The sequence below is a fragment of the Ruegeria sp. AI2 genome, from assembly GCF_056541275.1.
On sequence record NZ_JBQFYB010000001.1, the window covers coordinates 1053463 to 1076738 of the forward strand.

19 protein-coding genes are annotated in these 23276 nt (G+C 58.0%); 10 read left to right on the plus strand and 9 right to left on the minus strand.

Going from position 1 to position 23276, the window contains the following annotated elements; all coding sequences use genetic code 11:
* Positions 1–23: 23 nt before the first annotated feature.
* From yghX to ACR0LL_RS05320, 4 genes are all read right to left on the minus strand, one after another.
* Positions 24–920: a YghX family hydrolase gene (gene yghX / locus ACR0LL_RS05305; protein ID WP_480584531.1), complete on the minus strand. Its 897-nt coding sequence runs from the start codon at positions 918–920 to the stop codon at positions 24–26.
* A 63-nt stretch (positions 921–983) separates the two neighbouring features.
* Entirely contained in the window at positions 984–2453 is a 1470-nt protein-coding gene (locus tag ACR0LL_RS05310; RefSeq protein WP_480584533.1) for a carboxypeptidase M32, read from the minus strand.
* Positions 2454–2457: 4 nt separating this feature from the next.
* The gene (gene ctaA, locus ACR0LL_RS05315) at positions 2458–3603 is read right to left on the minus strand and encodes a heme A synthase (protein WP_480584535.1); all 1146 of its coding nucleotides are present in this window, start codon (positions 3601–3603) and stop codon (positions 2458–2460) included.
* Between the two features lie 59 nt (positions 3604–3662).
* Positions 3663–4406: an RNA methyltransferase gene (locus ACR0LL_RS05320; RefSeq protein ID WP_209596450.1), complete on the minus strand. Its 744-nt coding sequence runs from the start codon at positions 4404–4406 to the stop codon at positions 3663–3665.
* A gap of 154 nt (positions 4407–4560) precedes the next feature.
* Here ACR0LL_RS05320 and ACR0LL_RS05325 point away from each other — a divergent pair, with 154 nt between their 5' ends.
* On the plus strand, positions 4561–5181 hold the full coding sequence (locus ACR0LL_RS05325; protein ID WP_267366340.1) for a thiamine phosphate synthase: 621 nt from the start codon (positions 4561–4563) through the stop codon (positions 5179–5181).
* Here the strand turns inward: ACR0LL_RS05325 and ACR0LL_RS05330 are convergent.
* Positions 5178–6320: a HupE/UreJ family protein gene (locus tag ACR0LL_RS05330; protein ID WP_480584537.1), complete on the minus strand. Its 1143-nt coding sequence runs from the start codon at positions 6318–6320 to the stop codon at positions 5178–5180. The genes ACR0LL_RS05325 and ACR0LL_RS05330 overlap by 4 nt on opposite strands.
* A gap of 170 nt (positions 6321–6490) precedes the next feature.
* Between ACR0LL_RS05330 and ACR0LL_RS05335 the strand changes: the two genes are divergently transcribed.
* The 3 genes from ACR0LL_RS05335 (at position 6491) to ACR0LL_RS05345 (ending at position 9038) form a co-directional block, all read left to right on the plus strand.
* The gene (locus ACR0LL_RS05335) at positions 6491–7384 is read left to right on the plus strand and encodes a PfkB family carbohydrate kinase (protein WP_480480723.1); all 894 of its coding nucleotides are present in this window, start codon (positions 6491–6493) and stop codon (positions 7382–7384) included.
* Positions 7381–8292 (plus strand): pseudouridine-5'-phosphate glycosidase, encoded by a 912-nt coding sequence (locus tag ACR0LL_RS05340; protein ID WP_480584539.1) that lies wholly within the window; start codon positions 7381–7383, stop codon positions 8290–8292. Before ACR0LL_RS05335 ends, ACR0LL_RS05340 begins: the two co-directional genes overlap by 4 nt.
* 65 nt (positions 8293–8357) lie before the next feature.
* Complete coding sequence (locus ACR0LL_RS05345; protein ID WP_267365243.1) at positions 8358–9038, plus strand: DUF502 domain-containing protein; 681 nt, start codon at positions 8358–8360, stop codon at positions 9036–9038.
* On the opposite strand, the gene ACR0LL_RS05350 is transcribed toward ACR0LL_RS05345, so the two are convergent.
* Positions 9039–10064, minus strand: a complete 1026-nt coding sequence (locus ACR0LL_RS05350; protein ID WP_480584540.1) for a patatin-like phospholipase family protein — start codon at positions 10062–10064, stop codon at positions 9039–9041.
* A 64-nt stretch (positions 10065–10128) separates the two neighbouring features.
* Complete coding sequence (locus ACR0LL_RS05355) at positions 10129–10902, minus strand: 3-hydroxybutyrate dehydrogenase (RefSeq protein ID WP_480584542.1); 774 nt, start codon at positions 10900–10902, stop codon at positions 10129–10131.
* A 300-nt stretch (positions 10903–11202) separates the two neighbouring features.
* On the opposite strand from ACR0LL_RS05355, the gene ACR0LL_RS05360 reads away from it, so the two are divergent.
* The gene (locus ACR0LL_RS05360; RefSeq protein WP_480584544.1) at positions 11203–13020 is read left to right on the plus strand and encodes an extracellular solute-binding protein; all 1818 of its coding nucleotides are present in this window, start codon (positions 11203–11205) and stop codon (positions 13018–13020) included.
* A gap of 554 nt (positions 13021–13574) precedes the next feature.
* Positions 13575–13814, plus strand: coding sequence for a hypothetical protein (locus ACR0LL_RS05365; protein WP_209503780.1), 240 nt, complete (start codon positions 13575–13577; stop codon positions 13812–13814).
* Here ACR0LL_RS05365 and ACR0LL_RS05370 read toward each other — a convergent pair.
* The gene (locus tag ACR0LL_RS05370) at positions 13803–14426 is read right to left on the minus strand and encodes a helix-turn-helix domain-containing protein (protein ID WP_209503779.1); all 624 of its coding nucleotides are present in this window, start codon (positions 14424–14426) and stop codon (positions 13803–13805) included. The genes ACR0LL_RS05365 and ACR0LL_RS05370 overlap by 12 nt on opposite strands.
* Positions 14427–14491: 65 nt before the next feature.
* Here ACR0LL_RS05370 and ACR0LL_RS05375 point away from each other — a divergent pair, with 65 nt between their 5' ends.
* The 4 genes from ACR0LL_RS05375 (at position 14492) to ACR0LL_RS05390 (ending at position 19666) form a co-directional block, all read left to right on the plus strand.
* Entirely contained in the window at positions 14492–16009 is a 1518-nt protein-coding gene (locus ACR0LL_RS05375; protein ID WP_480584546.1) for a class I adenylate-forming enzyme family protein, read from the plus strand.
* On the plus strand, positions 16006–16665 hold the full coding sequence (locus tag ACR0LL_RS05380) for a DsbA family oxidoreductase (protein WP_480584548.1): 660 nt from the start codon (positions 16006–16008) through the stop codon (positions 16663–16665). The genes ACR0LL_RS05375 and ACR0LL_RS05380 overlap by 4 nt, the downstream gene beginning before the upstream one ends.
* Before the next feature lie 76 nt (positions 16666–16741).
* On the plus strand, positions 16742–17950 hold the full coding sequence (locus ACR0LL_RS05385; RefSeq protein WP_480584550.1) for a multidrug effflux MFS transporter: 1209 nt from the start codon (positions 16742–16744) through the stop codon (positions 17948–17950).
* Positions 17951–18007: 57 nt separating this feature from the next.
* Positions 18008–19666, plus strand: a complete 1659-nt coding sequence (locus ACR0LL_RS05390; RefSeq protein ID WP_480584552.1) for a hypothetical protein — start codon at positions 18008–18010, stop codon at positions 19664–19666.
* Positions 19667–19811: 145 nt separating this feature from the next.
* On the opposite strand, the gene mfd is transcribed toward ACR0LL_RS05390, so the two are convergent.
* On the minus strand, positions 19812–23270 hold the full coding sequence (gene mfd, locus ACR0LL_RS05395) for a transcription-repair coupling factor (protein ID WP_480584553.1): 3459 nt from the start codon (positions 23268–23270) through the stop codon (positions 19812–19814).
* Positions 23271–23276 lie beyond the last annotated feature (6 nt).

A 23276-nucleotide genomic window follows, 5' to 3' on the forward strand; every position in this document is an offset into this window, starting at 1 on the left:
TTCGACGGTTCCCGGGGTTCAGTTCATGTCAGGTAGGTATTGAAAAAAGCGATGGTCCGGCTCCATGCCAGATTTGCCGCGGCTTCGTCATATCTGGGCGTCGTATCGTTGTGAAAGCCGTGATTGACGTCCGGATAGAAGTGCACGCTGAATTTCTTTTGATTGGCTTTCAACGCCTCTGAATATGCAGGCCATCCAGCGTTGATACGCTCATCCAGACCGGCATAGTGGATCATAAGAGGTGCTTCGATGGACGGAACATCTTCGGCTGGTGGTTGCCGACCGTAGAATGGCACCGAGGCCGCAAGGTCCGGATAGGCTACGGCCAACGCGTTGCAAACACCTCCGCCATAGCAGAAGCCGACAGCGCCAACCTTGCCTGTCGAAAGTTCATGATCACGAAGGAATTCAAAGGCGGCGAAGAAATCCGCCATCAGTTTTTCCCGGTCCATCGAGCGCTGCATTTCTCGCCCTTCTTCATCAGTACCGGGATAGCCGCCAAGGGGCGACAACCCATCAGGTCCAAAAGCCAGAAAACCGGCCTTGGCCGCGCGGCGCACAACGTCCTCGATATAGGGGTTTAGACCCCGGTTCTCGTGCACGACCAGTACCGCTGGCAATTTTCCTTCGGCATTTGCCGGCATCGCCATCAGGCCGCTGGTTTCGCTATGCCCATCCGGGCTGTCATATGCGACCACCATGGTTTGGATCGCGGGATCGTCCGGGGCCACCTGTTGCGCCCAGGCGTAATTGGGTTGCAACTGGTCCAGAATCATTGCGCCTGTCATTCCGGCAGCCGTGTATTTACCGGCTTTTGAGATGAACTCACGCTTGGACATCGTGCCGTGCACATATCCGTCGAATATCTCGAGGATACGCGGATCAAAATCACTGGCTTTTTTGCGGGCGTTTCCGGTCATCGTTGCCTCCCAAGCGATGGTATCGGTGCACCGATTCTAACGCCTGGGCTGCAATTCGGAAACTCACAAATCGTAGAGCGCGCCGAACTTGGTCTCAAGATAGCTTAGTAATGGGTCCGGTCCGGGCTCGATGCCGCTGGCACGGGCAATCACCTCGCGCGGTGCATAAAGGCCGCCATGCTGCTGCACATGCTCGCGCAACCAGCCGGTTGCGCCGGTGGTGTCGCCGCGAGCCAGTTGCGCATCAAGATCGGGCTCTGAACCGCGCAAAGCCTGATAGAGGCACCCAGCATAGACATTGCCCAGCGAGTATGTCGGGAAGTAACCGAACAGGCCAACCGACCAATGCACATCCTGCAAACAACCGTTCGAGGGCTTGTCGACCGCATAACCGAAATCTGCCTTGAACCGATCATTCCAGGCGGCTTCCAGATCGCCGACCTGCAAGTCTCCGGCCATCAGCGCGCGTTCCAGATCAAACCGCAGCATGATGTGCAGATTGTATTGAACCTCATCCGCCTCTGTGCGGATATAGCCGTTATGGACGCGGTTGACCGTCGCATAAAACGCATCCGGATCGGCAATGCCGAAATCGCCGAACGCCTCTTTCATTTGTTCGAACAACCAACCGGTAAAGGCCCGCGACCGACCCAACTGGTTTTCGTAGATCCGGCTTTGACTTTCATGCACGCCCATCGACACACCAGACCCGAGCGGTGTCAGCAGGTATTTCCTGTCGATCCCCTGTTCATAGGCGGCGTGGCCCACCTCGTGAATGGTGGAATAGAAACAATTGAACGGGTCTGTTTCGCTGGTTCGCGTGGTGATGCGGACGTCAAGACCACTGCCTGAACTGAACGGGTGAACCGCCTTGTCCACGCGGCCATTGTTCAGGTCATAGCCAAAGGCGACCGCCAGTTTTTGTGTCAGACGCATCTGGGTCTGCTCATCAAAACTGCGGTTCAGGGCAGCGGGCTCGGGCCGCTCCAGCACAGCGGCGCGCAGGGCCACCAGTCGTGGGCGCATCTGGTCGAAGATATCCGCAATCTGTGCGCTGGTCGTGTAAGGCTCGTAATCTTCGACCATGGCGTCGTATACGTCGCCCCCTTGCGCCAGCGCCTCGCCTTCCTGTCGTTTCAGCGACACGACTTCTTCCAGAACCGGAAGAAAGGCCGTGACATCTTCGTCCGCGCGCGCCTGCGCCCACTTTCCCTGCGCAGCGGATGTCACACGGGCAATCGCCGTCGCCAGATCGGCAGGCACCTTCACCGCGCGATCATATGCGCGCCGGATTTCACGCATCTGCGCCTTGCCGACCTCATCCTGAGGCGCGGCCTGATCCAGCCATTCGGCAACACGAGGATCAGAACGACGTGCGTGCAGGACAGATTCGATAGCTGCCATTTCTTCGGCGCGCTGTGGCGCTGCGCCGCGCGGCATGACGGTTTCCTGATCCCAGCCAAGCCGACCGGCGATCTGGCCCAAAGCCGAAGTTTCCCGCTGAAAGGTCATCAGTTCATTGAAAGCGGTCATAATTTTAAACTCCGCGCACAGATGTTGCGATTGGATAAGCCGTGAGGAACCGCGCGCGCAGGATCAGCGTCCAAACGATGACGGCCATAAACTGGTGGAAGATAGCGACCTGCCATGGCGCGCCGTAAACCACGGTCACGATGCCGACGACGACCTGTAACGAAAGCGCGGCGAAAGCAGCGTTGAAGGCAAAACGCGTCTGCGGATGCGCGCTGCCGCTGCCACGTCGCCAGACGACAACGGCGAAGATGAACAGCAGATACCCTGCACACCGGTGGATGAACTGTACCAGACCGGGGCTTTCAAAGAAGTTTCGCCACATCGGCTCCAACATAGTCGCATCCGGCGGAAGCAACTGCCCTGCCATCAGCGGCCAGTCGGTGTAAGACCGCCCGGCGTCGATCCCGGCGACAAGCGCGCCAATGAGTATTTGTAAAAAGGCGAAGTGCATCAGCCCTGTGGACAATGAAAACAGCCTGACCTCTTTGGCCCGGCGCGCCTGCATCAGGTCACGTTCTTCCCGGCCGAGTTCAAAGATGTACCAGGCCAGCGCTCCCAGGATCACAAAAGCCAGCCCCAAATGCGTTGCCAGACGGTAACTTGCAACAGCCGTCATGCCTTCACCCTGGGTGACGCCCGAGGCCACCATCCACCAACCAACAGCGCCCTGCAGACCGCCAAGAAGACCCGGAACGATCAGCTTTCCCGTCCACCCTGTCGGGATCTTGCGGGTGAGTAGAAAGGTCAGAAATCCAGCGGCCCAGACCAGACCGATCATGCGGCCCAACTGACGATGGCCCCATTCCCACCAATAGATGGATTTGAAATCACCCAGTTCCATCCACTGGTTTTGGATGCGCCATTGGTCAATCTGCTTGTACTTGTCGAACTCTGCCTGCCAGTCCGCTTCGGTCATCGGCGGCAAAGCTCCGGTGATCGGGCGCCATTCGGTGATCGAGAGGCCGCTGTCAGTCAGGCGCGTCAAGCCGCCAACCGCGATCATCACAACGACCAGAGCAAACAGGATCATCAGCCAGACGCGGATCGCATTGCGCGCGCCGCCGCGCCCCCGGTCGATCATACCGGGTTGAACCGCCAGTTGTTTTTCGGTGTCCGTGACCTCTTCGAAGATGCTGCGCTTACCGCTCATGCTGTCCTCATGTCCTGATTTTGTCGCAAGCTAGGGCTTGGGTGAAGATAGGTCCAGCCTCAGCCTTTGTCCTTCCAGCGGACCATCTGACGCATGATCCCGTGCAACATCTGCACATCGGCCCGCGTCATACGCATCCGCGACCACAGGTTGCGCAGGTTTACCTTCATCCCTTCGGCCTTTTCGGGAGGGTAGAAGAACCCCGCCTCCTCCAGCCTGTCCTCGTAATGCTCGACAAGTTTCTCAACTTCGATCCCAGTGGCCCAGTCACCTTTGCCCAGGTCGGTCGATTCATGCACCACATCCCCGGTCTGGCGCATCCACTCATAGGCGGTCAGCAATACGCATTGACCAAGGTTCAGCGAGGCATATTCCGGGTTCACCGGCACCGAGATGATCGCGTTGGCCTTGGCGATGTCTTCATTCTCTAGCCCCGCGCGTTCAGGGCCGAACAGAACGGTAACCTTCTCGCCCGCAGCAATCTTTTCGGCGGCAATCTTCATTGCGTGTTCTGGGCTGTAGACAGGTTTGGTCAAGCCCCGCTGACGGGCTGTCGTGGCGAAGACAAACGTGCTGTCGGCCAGCGACCCGGCCAAGTCGTCAAACAGCTGCGCCTCATCCAGCAAGCGCCCTGCGCCGCTGGACATTGCCACCGCTTTGGGGTTCGGCCAGCCGTCACGCGGGGCTACGATACGCATCCGGTCAAGCCCAAAGTTCCACATCGCCCGCGCAGCAGCACCGATGTTTTCACCCATTTGCGGGCGCACAAGCACGAAGGAAGGCTGGGGTTTGTCGCTGGGCATGGCTCACCTTAAGAAAACTTGGCCTGCTGTAATTGGCAGGCTCTTGCAGGGCAAGGCGCAGGGGCGTTATTTGCAGGCTCTGGTCCATAAAAGTTTGCTTCCCAGCCGCAATCCGCTAAACCGCGCCAAAGACTGAAAGCCGAAGGACGCGCCCATGGACACCCCCGAGCAGCCGCAGATTTACCTGATCACGCCTCCGACCATCGAGTTGAGCACGTTCACGAACAAGCTGGCGACCGTGCTGGACGGGGTCGAGATTGCCTGTATTCGCCTCGCTTTGGCCGGAAGCGACGAAGATACCATCGCCCGTGCAGCGGACGCTTGTCGCGAAGTCGCCCATTCGCGCGACGTGGCCATCGTGATCTCGAACCATGTATTGCTGGCGCAGCGTCTGGGGCTGGACGGGGTACACCTGGATGATGCTGCACGCTCGGTCCGCACCGCGCGCAAGGAACTGGGCGCTGATGCAATCGTCGGAAGCTTTTGCGGCGCGTCCAGCCATGATGGTATGACTGCTGGCGAAAACGGAGCGGATTATGTGGCCTTCGGTCCTGTCGGCTCGGCCAAACTGAGGGACGGAACCCGCGCCGAAAAGGACCTGTTCCAATGGTGGTCAGAGATGATCGAGGTTCCGGTTGTGGCCGAAGGTGGGTTGACGCCCGAATTGATCCGTGATCTGGCCCCCTGCACCGATTTCTTTGGCATCGGCGATGAGATCTGGGGCAGTGACGATCCGCTTGGCGCACTGAAAACGCTGCTGGCCGCGTTGCCTTAACCCTGCACCCAAGGCTCGACTATCCAGTAGACACCGGCACCTGCAATCAGCATCGAGGCCAGAACCGATACCCGGCCTCGTTTACGGTGTGAGCCGCCAGAAAACAAAAGCGCCAGAGCAAGCCCGGCAAAGGCCACAACAACAAGCGGCAGAATATTCCCGGCGCCAAAGCCCAAGATGGCCGGAGGCAGATGATCTGGCGGCACCCCGATGCCGATCAGGGCCGACGCAAATACCAGACCTTGAAGACCGCCAATGGCGAGAACGGCCAGCAAACGCCAGACCTGCAATCGCCGGGCAACCAGGTTCCACAGCGCCAGAACGATGGTCGAAGCCACCAGAACCGGGGCCTCGCTCACTTTTCCTGCATCCAATACGCCATGCAAACCCAGCCCAAGCCCGATCAGCGCGCCCGCTGACAGGAACACCAGTTGAGATACCACTGGGCGCAATTTCAAAGACAGAAACACTAGCGCCAAAACAAGAATGGATGGCTTAATCGGGTTTCGGAGAAACTGATCGACCCCTTTTGTGAAATATGTCTGCAATGTTTGTTGCGTTGTCAGAGACGCCCCGCCTTGCAAGGGGATCAGCGGGCTGGCTTCACCGGCAGCCAAATACCCGGTGTATGGCGCCGCGACATTTTGCTGTCGCAGAACGATGGGTCCGCTTTCTGACGGCCAGATCAGACGCAAGTTTGACGCCTGATCGGGCAAAGGAGCAGTCAGTAACAGTTTGGAAACCCGCACTTTCTCCGTTTCTCCCACAACAGGAATACGCACACCTTCATAAGACAAACTCAATCGCTCTGGTGCCTCCACGACAAGATTATGTTTCCAGAGCTGAACGAACTCTCTGATCTGGGGTTCCAGCTCAGAGGAAACCAGTCGCCGCAAGGATTTGTAGTTTGGATCGTCGGAAAACGCAGCGGGCTGCGCGGGATTGTTCCCGGTTAACATGGCCTCGGCATTCCATTTCAACTCTAGAAACAAAGTGTCGGACTTGACCCAGAAATCAACGACGGTCGGCGGGGCGGATTGCGCTCTGCCGGATCCGGGATGCATAGCTACAAGAACAAAAAAACTCAGGGCACAGGTTTTGAGGGTTCGAAAGATGGCGCGGAAAACAGGGCCATTCATACGAAAAGCTCCAACAGGAAAATCAAATCACCAATCATTGCTATCGATTGTTCCCGCGAAGGCCGCAGATCGCAAGCCCAAAGGGCATATCCGACCTGTGCACCGTAAATCTCTGATTGCGGTAACGTTCTGACTTGCATGGGCATCACCGCTGCGGCATGACGTCCTTTATGACTCAGAACAGTAATATCCTGTGTATCGGTTCGGTCCTGTGGGACGTGATCGGACGATCGGCCAGTGCCATGCGGCAAGGCTCGGACGTGCCTGGCCGGATTACCCGCCTGCCGGGTGGTGTTGCGATGAACATAGCCATGACGCTGGTGCGTTTTGGTATGACGCCAACCCTGCTGACCGCCATTGGCCGCGACCCCGAGGGCGACGAGTTGATTCATGCCTGTTCCCGCCTCGGTATGATCACGGATCACATCTATCGCTCGCAGGACCTGCCAACCGACCGATATATGGCCGTCGAAGGTGCCAACGGGTTGATCGCGGCCATTGCCGACGCGCATTCGCTGGAAGCCGCTGGCGCTAAGATTCTGCGTCCGCTGATGCACGGCCCGCTTGGCTATGAAAACACGCCCTTTGAGGGGCCCATTGCGCTTGACGGCAACCTGACCCTGAACCTGCTGGAAGAAATCGCCCAAAGCCCTGCATTTGCCCGTGCCGATCTGCGTGTTGCCCCGGCCTCGCCCGGCAAGGCCGAGCGCCTGTTGCCCTTCCTGAAACATGCCCGCGCCACGCTTTATGTGAACCTCGAAGAGGCAGGAATATTGTGCCAGCGCGAGTTCACCGATTCTGAATCTGCCGCAAAGGGCCTTCTGGATCGTGGCGCACTGCGCGTGCTGGTCACCGATGGCGGCAGCTCGGCCACGGTCGGCAGTTCGGACGAAATTCTGACCCAAACACCCCCCTCCGTTCTGGTCACCCGTGTGACCGGTGCCGGGGATACCTTCATGGCGGCTCATATCGCCTCAGAATCCGGCGGCGCATCGAGTGATGAGGCTCTGACCCGCGCTCTGCATGCCGCAGCAACCTACGTTTCCGGAGAAACCCCACTGTGATTGACATTCAATATTCAGCCGAGGTCCGCGCCGCCAAGGACGCGGGTCATCCCATCGTTGCGCTGGAAAGCACCATCATCACCCATGGCATGCCCTACCCGCAAAACGTCGAAGTTGCGGCGCAGGTCGAACAGGACATCCGCGATGCGGGGGCGGTTCCGGCGACCATGGCGGTGATTGAAGGCAAATTGCACGTGGGGCTCGAGCCTGACCAGTTGCAATGGCTGGGTCAGGCGCAAGGCGTTGCCAAAATCTCGCGCGCGGATATGGCCGCCTGCATCTCGACCGGTGGTACCGGAGCCACAACCGTCGCCGCCACCATGATCGCCGCGCATTATGCCGGGATCGAGGTATTTGCCACCGGCGGCATCGGGGGTGTGCATCAGGGCGCTGAAACCACGTTCGACATCTCGGCTGATCTGCACGAACTTGGCCATACTCCAGTCACTGTCGTCGCTGCAGGGGCCAAGGCCATCCTTGATCTGGCCAAAACTCTTGAGGTTCTGGAAACGCTGGGGGTGCCTGTCATCGCCCATGGTCAGGATGCGTTTCCTGCCTTCTGGTCTGCAAAATCACCCTATGCTGCCCCCCTGCGCATGGACACTCCTGAAGCTATCGCCAAGGCCCATGCAACGCGTCGCGCGTTGGGCCTGCCCGGCGGGCAGCTTGTGGCGAACCCGATCCCGATCGCGGATCAGATCCCTTCCGAAATACTGGCCCCCATCATCGCCGAGGCACAGGCTGATGCAGATGCGCATCGGATCACCGGAAAAGATGTGACGCCCTATCTGCTGCAACGTATCTTTGAAAAGACCGAAGGACGTTCGCTGACCGCCAACATTGCCCTCGTGCGCAACAACGCGCGCCTTGCTGCAGCGATTGCACGGGCACTGGCAGAACAGGGATAACGCAAGCCTATTGTGCCATGGATACCGATTGACTACCTAAATCCCGATAACCACTCGGAACCAAGATGAATACACCGTTCGACGAAGAACCGCATCATCGCCGCCCTGGCATGCTGGCACGGCTGCGCGCATCTTTCCTGACCGGCCTCGTTGTCATTGCACCGGTCTGGCTGACGGTTTGGCTGATCTGGTCGGTAGTCGGCTGGATCGACAGTGCCGTTTTGCCACTGGTGCCTCATCAGTTCCAACCGGAACAATACGTTGGTATCAACCTGCGCGGTGTGGGCGTCGTGATCTTCCTGATCTTTACCGTGATTGTAGGGTGGATCGCCAAAGGCATTCTAGGCCGGTCCCTGATCCTGTTCGCCGAAAGCGTGGTAGATCGGATGCCGGTCGTCCGCTCGATCTATTCGGGGATCAAACAGATCTCGGAAACCGTATTTGCCCAAACCGAACGCTCCTTTGAAAAGGCATGCCTGATCCAGTACCCCCGCCGCGGGATCTGGGCCATTGGGTTTGTCTCGACAACCGCCAGGGGCGAAATCAGCAAACGCGCAGAGACCGGAGGAGAGCTGCTCAGCGTCTTTGTTCCGACCACCCCCAACCCGACTTCGGGCTTTTTGCTGTTTTTCCCGGCGGAAGACGTAATTTTGCTGGACATGACAATTGAGGATGCCGCGAAACTGGTGATCTCGGCCGGGCTCGTTTATCCCAACGAAAAAGACCCTACGCAACCGCCCGAGTGATTAACCGAACATGGTCGGCAGATCGACTGTACTGGTCTGGCCCAGATCACTCTTGTGCTTGGTCAGAAAACGATCCGCTGCCGCCCGCCCCGCCTGTTTCAGCTTGTGCAAAATAACCGGGTTGGGCACGGTTTTGGTGGCAACAGACAGGCTGCTCATCAACTCGTTATCCGCAATCATATGCACCAGAACGCGGCTCATGTCCCCGGCCTTCAGCTTGCCCTCTTTCAGAAGCCGCTGAACAAAGCTGATTGCCCGCAATTCGCGAAACAGGGAGGAATTGAAGCTGATCTCGTTGATCCGGTTCTGGATCTGCTGCGGTGTGACCGGTACCGCGTCGCGCTCCAACGGGTTGATATTCACGATCACTACATCATCCGGCAGGTCATTGTTGAACAGCGGATAGAGCGCCGGATTACCAGTATAACCGCCATCCCAGTAGGCTTCGACCCGGTTAGTATTTGGATCAAATATCTCGACTGCCTTGAACAGGGTCGGCAGGCAAGCCGAAGCCAGAATGGCATCTGTCGAGACCTCCTCGCCAGTAAAGACGCGGATTTTCCCACTTCTCACGCAGGTGGCGCACACAAACAGGCGGGGTCCCGCATCGGCGCATACTTCCGCAAAATTGAACCTGTCCACCACCGGCTCCAGCGGATTGCTGTAGAATGGACCATAGGCATAAGGCGACACCATCCGCGACCAGGCATCACCGATTGAAAACGGCACCGAATATTCCATCGCCTGCGCGATTGCGGCCGGTTCCAACCCGCGAAACCAATTGGCTATACGCATGTCTCCAATCGCACCCATACGCCTCCAAAGCCCGTCCAGCTGCGCACGCGCACCCTCACGTCCTGAATGAACCATCCCCGATTTGAACGCCGCACCATTCAACGCACCGGCGGATGTTCCGGTGATCGCGGCAACCTCGATGTCTTCCTCATCCAGCAGTCGGTCAAGCACACCCCAGGTGAATGCCCCATGCGCACCGCCGCCCTGCAAAGCCAGATTGATCCGTATCACCGCCCTCACCCTTCATCTTTTCAGAAATACTCCGGGGGTTTGGGGGCAGCGCCCCCAAGGCCAATCACAAGGCGGTCCAGCCGCCATCGACAGAAATCGTGGTTCCCGTGATCTGCGCCGCCGCGTCCGAGCACAGGAAAATGGTTGTCCCGCCCAGTTGCTCAACCGTGGCGAATTCCTTGGAAGGTTGCCGTTCCAGAAGCACGTTTTTTACAACCTCCTCGCGGCTCATATTGTATTCTTTCATCGTGTTCGGGATTTGGGCCTCGACCAGGGGTGTCAGCACATAGCCCGGGCAAATGGCGTTGCAGGTGATAGGTTCTTGCGCGGTTTCCAGCGCAACGGTCTTGGTCATCCCCACCACCCCGTGCTTGGCGGCAACATAGGCTGCCTTGAATGGCGACGCCGTCAGGCCGTGGGCCGAGGCGATATTCACGATACGACCCCAACCCGCCTTGCGCATCATCGGCAGTGCGGCAGCGGTCGTGTGAAAGGCCGAGTTCATGTTGATCGCAATAATCGCATCCCATTTTTCCGCCGGAAACTGATCGATCGGGGACACAAACTGAATGCCCGCGTTGTTCACAAGTATGTCGCAAGCTCCGGCCTGCTCAATCAGCGCCCGGCACTCTTCGCCTTTTGACATATCCGCCTTGATGTAACGCGCTTTGGTTCCGGTCTCTTTGGCAATCTCAGCGGCCAGCGCGTGATCTTCGTCTCGGTCCGTAAAGGAATTCAGGACGACATCTGCTCCGGCCTTCGCCAGCTCGCGCGCGACCCCCAGCCCGATACCAGAATTAGACCCCGTGATGATTGCTGTTTTGCCGGAAAGGCTCATGACCGTTCTCCCTGAAGCGATGATTTGGTGCACAATGCCATGCTGCACCTGCAAAGAAAACGGGGAAACACACCTGCCTGAAATCCCAGCCTGACACTTCTCAAGCAGCCAAAAAAAACGCCCGCACGAAGCGGGCGTTAAGTTATTGAGGCAGGTTTCATACAGGCAAGAAACCTATCGAGCAGTGCATCCTTTATAAGCAATTCCACGCCTTCGTCCAAGCTAAAAGTTTGATAATATGAAAAATCATCACTACGGTGAATCCCAACAAAATAAGGCCAGAGCAGGATTGTTTCCAAAATGAGCCCGGATTTTCTCCGACCGTTTCGACCACTTGCGGCGGGAATCGCAAGCATTTTCATGATCTCTGTCGCCCATGCAGAATCGTCACATGGCATAGCTATGTATGGGGACCCGGCCCTACCACCGGATTTTGTGTCCCTACCCTATGCCAACCCCGATGCCCCCAAAGGAGGCAAAGTCGTTTTCGGAAATACCGGCGGCTATAACAGCCTGAACCCGTTTTTGCAAAAAGGCACCTCGCCTTGGCAATTGCCATTTTGGACCCATGAAAGCCTGATGGGGCGATCCTGGGACGAACCTTTCACACTTTACGGGCTGTTAGCCGAATCAGTTGAGACGGCGCCGGACCGGTCGTGGGTTGAATTTACCCTGCGGGAAGAGGCCCGGTTTTCTGACGGCAGCCCGGTCACGATTGACGACGTGATTTGGTCATATGAGACGCTCGGCACTCAGGGGCATCTGCGCTATCGCGGTTTTTGGGACAAAATCGACAGGATCGAACAGACCGGCCCGCGTTCGGTTCGGATTACTTTCAACGTGCCTGATCGCGAACTTGCCCTGCTCGCAGGGATGCGTCCGATCCTGCAAAAGGCGCAGTGGCAGGACAAGGATTTTGCCGACGCCGCCTTGCACGATGTCCCAATCGGCACCGGCCCCTATGTGATCGATAGCTACGAGGCGGGGCGCTATGTGAACCTTCGTCGCAACCCTGAATATTGGGGGCAGGATATCCCGTTCCGTCGCGGTACCATGAATCTGGATGAAATGCGGATCGAGTTCTACGGCGACGGCAGCGTTCTGTTCGAGGCCTTCAAAGCTGGTGAGCTGTCAGCGGTGCGTGAGTTCAACGGCGACAAATGGGACACGCAATACAGCTTCCCCGCCGTTCAGCGCGGTGATGTCATCAAGACCGAGATACCGCATGGCAAACCGTCAGGCATGACCGGGTTCGTGATGAACACCCGCAAAGCCCCGTTTAACGACTGGCGCGTTCGCGAGGCCCTGACGCTGGCCTTCAATTTCGAATTCATCAACGACACGATCACTGGTGGGGCGCAGCCAAGGATTACGTCCTACTTCTCGGGCTCAGATCTGGCCATGCAGCCCGGACCGGCCCAAGGGCAGGTAAAAGCCCTGCTGGAACCCTTTGCCTCGGATCTGATCCCCGGCACGCTGGAAGGGTATGAACTGCCGAAGGGCGACGGTTCAGCCCGCAACCGCGCAAACATCCGCAAAGCCACCAAACTGCTGACCGAATCGGGCTGGACCGTTCAGGACGGGGTCCTGCGCAACACGAATGGTGACCCGTTCAAAATGACGGTCTTGCTACAGCAGGGGGATAGCGAGATGGCGTCGGTGGTCGAGATTTATTCCCGCGCGCTGGAACGGCTTGGCATTCAGGTCATGACGGAGCAGGTCGACAACGCGCAGTATGTAGGGCGCACCGGGGAACTGGATTTTGATGTTACGCCCTTCCGGCGTGCTCTTTCACTGTCTCCCGGCAACGAACAGCGTTTGTATTGGGGAAGCGAGAACGCGGACACACCCGGTACACGCAACCTGATGGGCGTGGCCTCGCCCGCTGTTGATGCGATGATTGACGCCATGCTTGTCTCGGAAACACGTGAAGATTTCACTGCTGCAACCCGCGCACTTGACCGGGTTCTGACGGCTGGTCGCTATGTCATCCCGATCTGGAGTTTTGATGTCGGGCGGATTGCCCACATTCGCGAGCTCAAGTTCCCTGAGACTGTGCCAATCTATGGCGACGGACCACAATACATGCCGGAAGTGTGGTGGTACGACGCCAGGTAATCACTTGAACATCAGGACAGCCGGGCTTTGCACGACACCGGCTGTTCACCGCGGGGTGTTGGCGGACCCCTTGAAATACGCGATTCCTTTACGCTCCCTGCACGATTGGCCCCGGAGAACTACGCCTGTCGGCGGAATTCAGCACATGGCCATCACACTCAGGTCTACGTTTGGCGACAGCAGGTCGCAGCCTCACATGCAGGCCATATCGGATGCCGGTCGATCCCACGAGACGTTCCTTCAGCCTGCTTCGGTCAACGTCAAAAGCTGCATTGAATCGCGGTAGTTAGACATTGCCCAAATATGGAGGTCGCCTTTGCAACCTGCGCGCCGGGAATACACGGTTCCGCACCAAACAGGTCTCCTGATCCGCAGGTACTTTCAACAGTTTCGAGCCTGCCGCCTTGTTGCGGCAGGTATTGCAGAGGCACAATCTTGTAAAAGGAATGCAGAGACATGCTGCGACATTTTGTCATGTCTTCCCTAACGGCACCCATTACGTACCCTAAAGAGTGGGAGAGCAGTCCTAATCGCTACATAAGGAAAGCTCATACATGATGAACTGGACGGATCTGACACAAGACTGGAATGCGGCCTACGCACGTGCAAAACGGCGTTTTCCGAATTTGCGTGACCAGGACATGATGCGCGTATCAAAAGACCGTAAAGGGTTCGAAGCCTATCTGGCAGAGCGTCACCAGTTGACCATGAACGAAGCTCATGAAGAGGTCGAAGATTTCCTGTTCACCGAAGGTCTGAACAGAGAATTCTGCCGCGCGTCGCTAAGCAAGTGATGTTACCCAAAGGATTGTCGCGTCTTCGTCGCTGACGGAGATTACGTTGTGGCCCATGCTGCCATCGTAATAGGCGCTGTCACCCCTGCGCATTTCAACCGGCTCATAGAATTCGGTATAAAGCCGGACAACACCGGTCAAAACATACATGAACTCTTCGCCATCGTGGCGCACCCAGCCGTCGAATTCGTCCATGGATCGCGCCCGAACCCGCGCACGGTAGGGCAGCATGTGCTTCTTGGTCAGGGTTTCGGCCAGCAACTCATGCTCGTAGGTCGTTGTCGCGTGGGCCGCCCCTTCGCCCATCCGGGTAATCGCCATCCGTCCGATGACCTGGTCCCGCTGCGGCGGTGTGAAAAGCTGAGGCACCGAGATTTCCAACCCAACCGCAAGCTTTTTGAGCGCGTCATAGGTAGGTGACATCTGCCCGTTCTCGATCTTGCTGAGCGTCGAACGGGCCAAACCGGCCTGACTGGCGGCCTGCTCCAGCGTCCATTTCCGCGCTTTTCGCAATTCGCGCACGCGCGCGCCAAGGTCCAGCGGTTCAACTTCGGTGTGATCGCCGGAATCGCGGGCAATTCGGATCAGGGATTTGGGATCTTGGGTGCTCATGCCATTCTCTATAGGCTTGGCCAGCCGCGCTTGCAACGCGCCAGACACCGCGTTAGCCAATGGCCATGTTATCTGTCTTCGATCAGGGGGCGCCCGCGCCCTGCCCCGCACCGTTCAATCTGGCGGCGCATGTCCTTGGCCGCGCCGATCAGGTCCCTGACAAAGTGGCGTTGTCGGTACTAATGCCCCACGGCGCGCAGGACTGGACCTATCGCGACCTGCAATCTGCCGTGTTGGGCACAGGCGCGGGGTTGCTGCAATCAGGTCTGACACCCGGCGATACCGTTCTGATGCGGCTCGGCAATACGGTGGATTTCCCGATTGCCTATCTGGGCGCGATTTCAGTGGGTATCATTCCGGTGCCGACTTCGTCGCAACTGACGGAACCCGAAACCGCCAGAACGATCGACGATCTGTCCCCGGCTGCGGTTCTTCGTGATCCCGCTGTCTCATGCGCACCTCATCCCAGACAGATCGAATTGGATGCATTAAAGGCCATGCGCGACATTCCACCCGCCAGCTATGACCTGGGCGACCCCGAGCGCATGGCATATGTCGTCTACACCTCGGGAACGTCGGGCAGTCCGCGTGCCGTGGCCCACGCCCATCGGGCAATCTGGGCGCGGCAGATGATGGTCCATGGTTGGTATGGTCTGCGCGCGTCCGATCGGCTGTGTCACGCCGGGGCGTTCAACTGGACCTATACACTTGGCACCGGGCTGATGGACCCGTGGACCATCGGCGCAACCGCCTTGATCCCGGAACCGGGCACGGACATCTCCGCCCTGCCCGCTCTGCTCCGCCAGCATCGCGCAACGATCTTTGCCGCGGCACCGGGGGTCTTTCGCAAATTGGTGCAAGAGTATGAGCAAATCAGCTTACCTGACCTGCGCCACGGTTTATGCGCGGGGGAAAAGCTGTCGCGCGCACTGCACGAGAAATGGCTAAGCGCCACCGGTACGGAATTGTTCGAAGCCTATGGCATGTCTGAATGCTCGACCTTCATATCCTCCAGCCCGGCCCATCCCGCACGCGGCGACGCATTGGGGCACCCGCAACCGGGCCGTCGCGTGGCCATTCTGGGCCCGGACGGCCCGGTGCCGCAGGGGCAAGAAGGCACCATCGCCATTCACCGCTCTGACCCTGGATTGATGCTGACCTACCTCAATGCACCGAATGAAGTTGAAACCCGGATGCAAGGCGAATGGTTCCTGACCGGAGATCAAGGGGCAATGGCAGTGGACGGCCAGATCAGTTATCTGGGCCGGGACGACGACATGATGAATGCCGGAGGCTACCGCGTGTCCCCGGTCGAGGTCGAAGCCGCCCTGTCCCGTTTTCCCGGCATCACGCAGGTCGGCGCGGCCGCGGTCGAGGTCAAACCGGACACATTTGTGATAGCAGCCTTCTATACCGGCCCGGAAAAGCTGGACGATGCAGCCCTGCGCACCTATGTCGAGGCAAACTTGGCACGTTACAAACAACCACGCGCCTTCATCCACCTGTCTGCGCTGCCCACCGGTGGCAATGGCAAACTCCTGCGCCGGGCGTTGCCGGCCTATTTCGAGGCACCAGCCACATGACCCAGACCGTCAAGCTCGACATCCTGTCCGATCCGATCTGCCCGTGGTGCTATATCGGCAAAACGCATCTGGACAAAGCATTGGCCAATGTGCCCGAGCACCCTTTTGTCATCGAATGGCATCCGTTTCAGTTGAACCCTGATATGCCGGACGCAGGTATGGATCGTCGCGAATATCTGGAACGCAAGTTCGGTGGCAAGGACGGTGCCGTACGTGCTTATGCGCCCGTGGTTGAACACGCTGAAAACGCCGGTCTGAAGATTGACTTCGAAGGCATGAAACGCACACCTAATACACTGGATGCACATCGCCTGATCCATTGGGCCGGGATAGAAGGCAAACAGAATGCTGTCGTCGATGCGCTGTTCGATGCCTACTTCGTTCAGGCCCGCGATATCGGCGACCCCGAGGTCCTGTCCGACATCGCAGACAGTGCCGGAATGGACGCTGCGGTGGTCATGAAGCTGCTGAAATCCGACGCTGATCGCGAGGATATTCGCAACCGCGATACTCATTCTCGTGAAATGGGCGTCAGCTCGGTCCCGACCTACATAGTTGCCAATCAACATGCCGTTCCGGGTGCTCAACCGCCTGAAATGTGGGAGAAAGTGATCGCTGAAATCATGTCTCAACTTGACACTTATCCTGCAGAATAGCACAGAGGTCTGTGCGAATTTCCAGTCTGGTCTAACCTGACCCGCCATGGTAGCGCGAACAGGTTAGGAGTGCTTCATGGCCAACCGCATGTCGAAGGCGGAATTCATTGCGCTGATCGCAATGATGTTCGCCACTATCGCGTTTTCGATCGATTCAATGCTGCCCGCCCTGCCCGAAATCGGCGCGCAGCTCAGCCCTGATGACGTCAATCGCGCCCAACTGATCCTGACGTCCTTCGTTCTGGGAATGGGCATCGGTACATTCTTTACCGGCCCGCTATCGGATGCGCTGGGGCGTAAGCCGGTGATGTTTTGCGGAGCGCTTTTGTACATTGCGGCTTCGGCTGTTGCCTGGGCCAGTTCTTCGCTGGAACTGGTACTGATTGCGCGTGTTGTGCAAGGTCTGGGCGCTGCCGGGCCACGTGTCGTGGCGATGGCCATCACGCGTGACTTGTATTCGGGCCGGGAAATGGCACGCATCATCTCAATCGCCATGATGATCTTTACGTTGGTACCAGCAGCGGCTCCGATGCTGGGCGCTGGTGTTATCGTTCTCTTCGGTTGGCGCGGGATCTTCGTGTCCTTCATCCTGTTTGCTCTGATCGTCGTATTGTGGATGAGCACACGACTTCCCGAATCTCTGGCTGTCGAGGACCGCCGTCCCTTCCGTCTGCATCTGATGATTGCGGCTGTGACCGAAATGTTTGCGCATCCCACTGTGCGTTTGTCTATCTTCGTGCAAACCTTGTGCATGGGGACCTTGTTCACCATGCTGACTATGGTGCAACCGGTCTATGATGTGATCCATGATCGGGCCGACAGCTTTCCCTTCTGGTTCGGATTTGTCGCCCTGATGTCAGGTTCGGCCAGCCTTTTGAACGCGGCTTTGGTGGTGCGTGTCGGGATGCGCCGGATGGTGACTTTTGCCTTCGGCGCGCAGATTGCCATCACGTCTGTCGTCATCATCCTGAACATGGCGAAGCTTTCGCCCGATATGTCATTTGCCCTGTTTGTCTTCTGGCAGACGATGGTCTTTTTCATGGCTGGTGTAACCATCGGCAATCTGAATGCCATTGCCATGGAACCCATGGGCCACATCGCGGGCATGGCCGCGTCGGTTGTCGGATCGATTTCAACCGTACTGGCCGCGGCAATCGCCGCGCCGATCGGGCTTCTGTTCAACGGGTCCATCGCGCCTTTGACAATTGGCATCCTGAGTATGTGCGTTCTGGCGTTTGGCCTGATGATCCACATGGGTCGCATCGAAGAAAGGCTGCCTGCCTGACCTGTGAATTGCGGGTGAATCACGCTATCCTACCCTGAACTTACGGGAGGAACTGCGATGAGCGATTATTACGATCTGGGCAGCTATTCCTGCCCAGTTTCCACTTCCAGTCCCGAAGCTCAGCTGTGGTTCGACCGAGGGCTGAACTGGACATACGGCTACAATCACGAAGAAGCGGTTGTCTGTTTCCAACGCGCGGCCGAGCATGATCCGAACTGCGCGATGGCCCATTGGGGTGTCGCGTATGCCGCCGGACCAAACTACAACCTCCCCTGGGACCTGCTGGATGAGAGAGGTCGGGAAGAAGCGTTGTCACGGGCTTACGACGCGATGCAGAAAGCTCTTAGCCTGCTCGCAGGATGCACTGCCGTCGAACAGGCCTTAATTCAGGCCTTGCCCGCGCGTTATCCGCAACGCGGTCCGGTTGAGGACATGCACCAATGGGACCACGGTTTTGCCGACGCGATGCGCGCGGCATTTGCGGCGCACCCGGACCACCTTGACTTGCGTACCATCTATGTCGAAGCACTGCTGAACCTGACACCGTGGAAAATGTGGGATCTGGAAACGGGTCAACCCGCCCAGGGTGCGGCGACGAAGGAAGCGCAAGATGCGCTTGAATGGGCCATGGCAAACGATCCGGCTGCGATGTCACACCCGGGCCTGCTGCACCTCTATGTTCATTTGATGGAGATGTCTCCAACACCAGAAAAAGCCCTGAAAGCAGGAGATATCCTGCGCACATTGGTTCCGGATGCAGGCCACTTGGTACATATGCCGACACATATCGATGTGCTCTGCGGACATTACCACAACGTTGTGCACTGGAACGAAAAAGCCTCGGAAGCCGACCAGAAGTATTACGAACGCGAAGGCGCGTTCAACATTTACACAGGCTATCGCCAGCACAATTATCACTTTGCCATCTACGGTGCGCTTTTTCTTGGACAGATCGAACCCGCCCTACGTGCAAATCAGGGATTGTGGGATACAACGCCCGAAGAATTGCTGCGCATCGAAAGCCCCCCGATGGCCGATTACTTTGAAAGCTACATGTCCATGGGCCCTCACATCCTGATCCGGTTTGGCCGCTGGGATGAGGCTAAGGCACTGAAACTGCCCTCAGATCCTGACCTGTTCCGCACTCTGACCGCCACAACGCACTACGCGCGCGCCATCGCTCATGCAGCAACCGGTGATATCGCCAATGCCGAGGCCGAAGAAAATCTGTTCCTTGCTGCCAAGGAATGCGTTCCGGAAACACGCAGGCTGCACAACAACCGTGTGATTGACCTGCTGGAAATTGCGCGGGAAATGCTCCGCGGTGAGATCGAGTACCGCAAGGGCAACTTTGAAATCGCTTTTGCCCATCTGCGCCGCTCGGTCGAGCTGGACGATACCTTGCCCTATGACGAACCCTGGGGATGGATGCAGCCGACCCGCCACGCGCTTGGGGCGCTTCTTTTCGAACAAGGACGACTGTCCGAAGCTGAAAACGTCTATCGTGAAGATCTGGGTTTGGGCGGCACGCTTAGTCGCGCCTCGATACATCCTGACAACGTCTGGAGTTTGAAGGGCCTTTATGATTGCCTCAAGGCACGCAGCGAACAGATCGAAGTCCTGCAGATCAAACAGCGGCTCGACCTGGCGTTGGCCCGCGCCGACCGGATGGTAGCTGCGTCCTGCTTCTGTGCGCAGGCGGCAATGCGTAGCTAAAATGTCTTGATCGTGCTGACACACGATGCCTCCGGCGGGGATATTTTTAGCCAGATGAAGCAGGGATCCGCTTCTTCATCTGGCCGTAAATATCCCGGGGGAGATGCGCGGAACGCGCAGCGGGGGCAGAGCCCCCTCTCACATCTCAACCTGCTTTAACCTTTTTCTGCGCGGCGACCACTTTTTCAGCAAGATCGCGGGCAATTGCAAAAGCCCCTTTGATCTTGTCACTGTCTTTTTTCCAGTCCCGGCGCACGACGATCTTGTTGTCTTTGACCTTGGCCATACCGCGTTGATTTTGAATGAACTCAACCAGTCCCTGCGGCGAAGCGAATTTGTCATTGTGAAACTGGATGGTCGCGCCTTTCGGCCCGCCGTCGAGCTTTGCGATCCCGGCGCGTTTACACATGGCCTTGATCCGCACAACCAGCATCAAGGTATTCACCTCCTTCGGCAATTTGCCAAAACGATCGATCAATTCCGCAGCAAAGCCTTCCAGTTCGACCTTTGTCGACAGCGATGACAGGCGGCGATAGAGCCCCAGGCGCACATCCAGATCTGGCACATAGTTCTCGGGGATCAGAACCGGCACACCCAGATTGATCTGCGGGGCCCATTGATCGTCTGCATCCGACAGCCCCTCCATCTCGCCGGCTTTGATCTTGGCAATCGCCTCTTCCAGCATGGATTGGTAAAGCTCATAGCCGACATCGCGCATCTGGCCGGATTGTTCTTCACCCAACAGGTTGCCCGCACCACGTATGTCCAGATCCTGCGAGGCCAAAGTGAAGCCGGCCCCCAACGTGTCCAGCGAGCCCAGAACACGCAGGCGTTTTTCGGCGGCAGCAGTCAGTTTCTGACGCGGTTTGGTGGTCAGGTAAGCATAAGCACGGGTTTTCGAGCGCCCAACGCGCCCCCGGATCTGATAGAGCTGGGCAAGGCCAAACATGTCCGCACGGTGCACGACCATCGTGTTTGCGGTCGGGATGTCCAACCCGCTTTCGACGATTGTTGTGGCCAGCAGCACATCGTACTTGCCGTCATAAAACGCGTTCATCCGATCATCGAGCTCACCCGCTGCCATCTGGCCATGGGCAACCACGTAAGTGAGCTCAGGCAGTTGGTCTTTCAGAAATTCTTCGATCTCAGGCAGGTCCGAGATGCGCGGTACAACATAGAAACTCTGCCCCCCACGATAGTGTTCACGCAGTAGCGCTTCTCGGATTGTGACTGCATCAAACTCGCTGACATAGGTGCGGATTGCCAGTCGGTCGATTGGAGGTGTTCCGATAATCGACAGGTCGCGCACGCCGGTCAACGACAGTTGCAGCGTTCGCGGGATCGGTGTCGCGGTCAGGGTCAGCACGTGAATGTCTGAGCGCAGCTGTTTCAGCCGTTCCTTATGACCCACGCCAAAATGCTGTTCCTCGTCAATGATCAGAAGCCCCAGATTGTTGAACCGTATGTTCTTGGCCAAAAGCGCGTGCGTTCCGATCACGATGTCCACTGTCCCGCGGGCCAGCCCGTCACGGGTTTTTTGGGCTTCTTTCGCCGAAACAAAGCGTGACAATTGCCGCACCTCAAGCGGGAACCCCCGAAAGCGTTCCCTGAAACTCGCGGCATGCTGGCGGGCCAGCAGGGTGGTGGGCGCTACAACCGCAACCTGAACGCCCGACATGGCTGCGACAAATGCGGCACGCATGGCAACCTCGGTCTTTCCAAAGCCAACGTCACCGCAGATCAGACGATCCATTGGTGCGCCGGAATGGATATCTTCCATCACATCCGAGATCGCCCGCAACTGGTCTTCGGTTTCCTGATACGGGAATCGCGCGCTGAATTCCTCCCACGCGTGGGGCGGCGGATCCATGACCGGGGCTTTGCGCAGCGCGCGTTCAGCGGCGATGCGGATCAGCTTATCGGCCATCTCGCGGATGCGCTCTTTCAGCTTGGCCTTCTTTGCCTGCCATGCACCGCCGCCCAAACGGTCCAGCAGACCTTCGTCATGTCCGTATTTCGACAGCAATTCTATGTTTTCGACCGGCAGGTACAGCTTTGCCTGCTCGGCATATTCCAGCAACAGGCATTCATGGGCAGCACCAGCTGCGGTGACGACCTCCATGCCCATGTAACGACCTATGCCGTGATCCACGTGTACAACCAGATCACCGGGGCTGAGCGATTGGGTTTCGGTCAGAAAGTTCTCGGCCTTGCGGCGTTTTTTGGGCTGACGGATCAGCCTGTCGCCCAGCACATCCTGTTCAGCGATCACCGCTAGATCAGGAGTTTCGAACCCATGCTCCAACGCCCAGACGGCAAGGTGCAAGCCGCGTTTTCCAATGCGGGTGCCATTGGCCACATGTATCGCCTCGGCCAACCCTTCGTCTTCGATCAGGCCGGTCAGGCGTTCCCGCGCGCCATCGGAATATGAGGCGATCAGCACCGGTCCTTTGTCGAGCTTTGCAGTGATGTGACTGGCCAAAGCACCGAACAAGCTGATGCTTTCCTGCTGGCGTTCCGGTGCAAAGTTGCGTCCGATACGTCCGCCCGCGTCTATGACACCGGGGCCAGAGGCTTGCGGCAGCGGGCTGAACTGCAAAACCCGACGATCCGCGACCGCCGCCTCCCAGGCGGTATCGTCAAGATACAACAACCCCGGAGGTGTGGGTTTATAGACCGTGTCCATACGGGATCGGTTTTCCAGCGCCAGTCGCCGGGTTTCGTACTGATCGGCAATCGTATCCCAACGCGCCAGACGCGCGGGCGTCACCTGATCATCGACAGTGATCACCGCATCCGGCAAATAGTCGAATAACGTCTCAAGTTTTTCGTGGAAGAACGGCAGCCAATGTTCGATCCCCTGATGTTTGCGGCCCGCGCTTACGGCCTCATACAATGGGTCATCTGTACCGGCGGCACCAAACTCGATGCGATAGTTCTGACGGAACCGGGTTATGGCGGCCTCGTCCAGGATGACTTCGGACACCGGTGCAAGTTCAACGATGTCCAGCTTTTCGGTTGTTCGCTGGGACGCCGGATCAAAGCGTCGCGCACCGTCCAGAACGTCACCGAAGAGGTCCAGCCGAACCGGGCCCGTCTCTCCCGGAGGGAAGATGTCGATGATGCCGCCACGGATGGCGTAATCGCCGGGTTCCATCACCGTTGGACTTTGTGTGAACCCCATACGCACCAGAAAGTTTCGCAGAGCGGTTTCATCTATGCGATGGCCAACTCGGGCAGTAAACGCCGCCTCTCGCAAAACCTCCCGTGCCGGGACGCGTTGGGTCGCGGCGTTCAGCGTGGTCAGCAATACATACTGTTGGGGCATCTGGTGAACCAGCGCCGCCAGTGTGGCCACGCGCGCCGCCGAGATATCCGCATTGGGCGAGACCCGATCATAAGGAAGGCAATCCCAGCCCGGAAACACAAAGACAGGCATCTGAGGCGCAAAGAACGCCAGTGCGGAACGCATCGCTTCCATCCGCTTGTCATCGCGTGCGACATGGGCCACCGGCCCCTTGCTGCGGGCAATCTCGTTCAGCACCAGCTGCGCGTCAAACCCTTCGGGGGCGCCGCCAACTGTCACGTGGTTCGGAGCCTTCATCGCCTC

Bases quoted from the DNA above. Each gene is read 5' to 3' on its own strand.
- ACR0LL_RS05330 (WP_480584537.1), bottom strand. From the start codon at position 6,320: ATGAATGGCCCTGTTTTCCGCGCCATCTTTCGAACCCTCAAAACCTGT.
- ctaA (WP_480584535.1), bottom strand. From the start codon at position 3,603: ATGAGCGGTAAGCGCAGCATCTTCGAAGAGGTCACGGACACCGAAAAA.
- ACR0LL_RS05380 (WP_480584548.1), top strand. From the start codon at position 16,006: ATGACCCAGACCGTCAAGCTCGACATCCTGTCCGATCCGATCTGCCCG.
- ACR0LL_RS05335 (WP_480480723.1), top strand. From the start codon at position 6,491: ATGACTCAGAACAGTAATATCCTGTGTATCGGTTCGGTCCTGTGGGAC.
- ACR0LL_RS05320 (WP_209596450.1), bottom strand. From the start codon at position 4,406: ATGCCCAGCGACAAACCCCAGCCTTCCTTCGTGCTTGTGCGCCCGCAA.
- ACR0LL_RS05385 (WP_480584550.1), top strand. From the start codon at position 16,742: ATGGCCAACCGCATGTCGAAGGCGGAATTCATTGCGCTGATCGCAATG.
- ACR0LL_RS05310 (WP_480584533.1), bottom strand. From the start codon at position 2,453: ATGACCGCTTTCAATGAACTGATGACCTTTCAGCGGGAAACTTCGGCT.
- ACR0LL_RS05365 (WP_209503780.1), top strand. From the start codon at position 13,575: ATGATGAACTGGACGGATCTGACACAAGACTGGAATGCGGCCTACGCA.
- ACR0LL_RS05390 (WP_480584552.1), top strand. From the start codon at position 18,008: ATGAGCGATTATTACGATCTGGGCAGCTATTCCTGCCCAGTTTCCACT.
- ACR0LL_RS05325 (WP_267366340.1), top strand. From the start codon at position 4,561: ATGGACACCCCCGAGCAGCCGCAGATTTACCTGATCACGCCTCCGACC.
- ACR0LL_RS05355 (WP_480584542.1), bottom strand. From the start codon at position 10,902: ATGAGCCTTTCCGGCAAAACAGCAATCATCACGGGGTCTAATTCTGGT.
- ACR0LL_RS05375 (WP_480584546.1), top strand. From the start codon at position 14,492: ATGTTATCTGTCTTCGATCAGGGGGCGCCCGCGCCCTGCCCCGCACCG.
- ACR0LL_RS05370 (WP_209503779.1), bottom strand. From the start codon at position 14,426: ATGAGCACCCAAGATCCCAAATCCCTGATCCGAATTGCCCGCGATTCC.
- ACR0LL_RS05360 (WP_480584544.1), top strand. From the start codon at position 11,203: ATGAGCCCGGATTTTCTCCGACCGTTTCGACCACTTGCGGCGGGAATC.
- ACR0LL_RS05345 (WP_267365243.1), top strand. From the start codon at position 8,358: ATGAATACACCGTTCGACGAAGAACCGCATCATCGCCGCCCTGGCATG.
- mfd (WP_480584553.1), bottom strand. From the start codon at position 23,270: ATGAAGGCTCCGAACCACGTGACAGTTGGCGGCGCCCCCGAAGGGTTT.
- yghX (WP_480584531.1), bottom strand. From the start codon at position 920: ATGACCGGAAACGCCCGCAAAAAAGCCAGTGATTTTGATCCGCGTATC.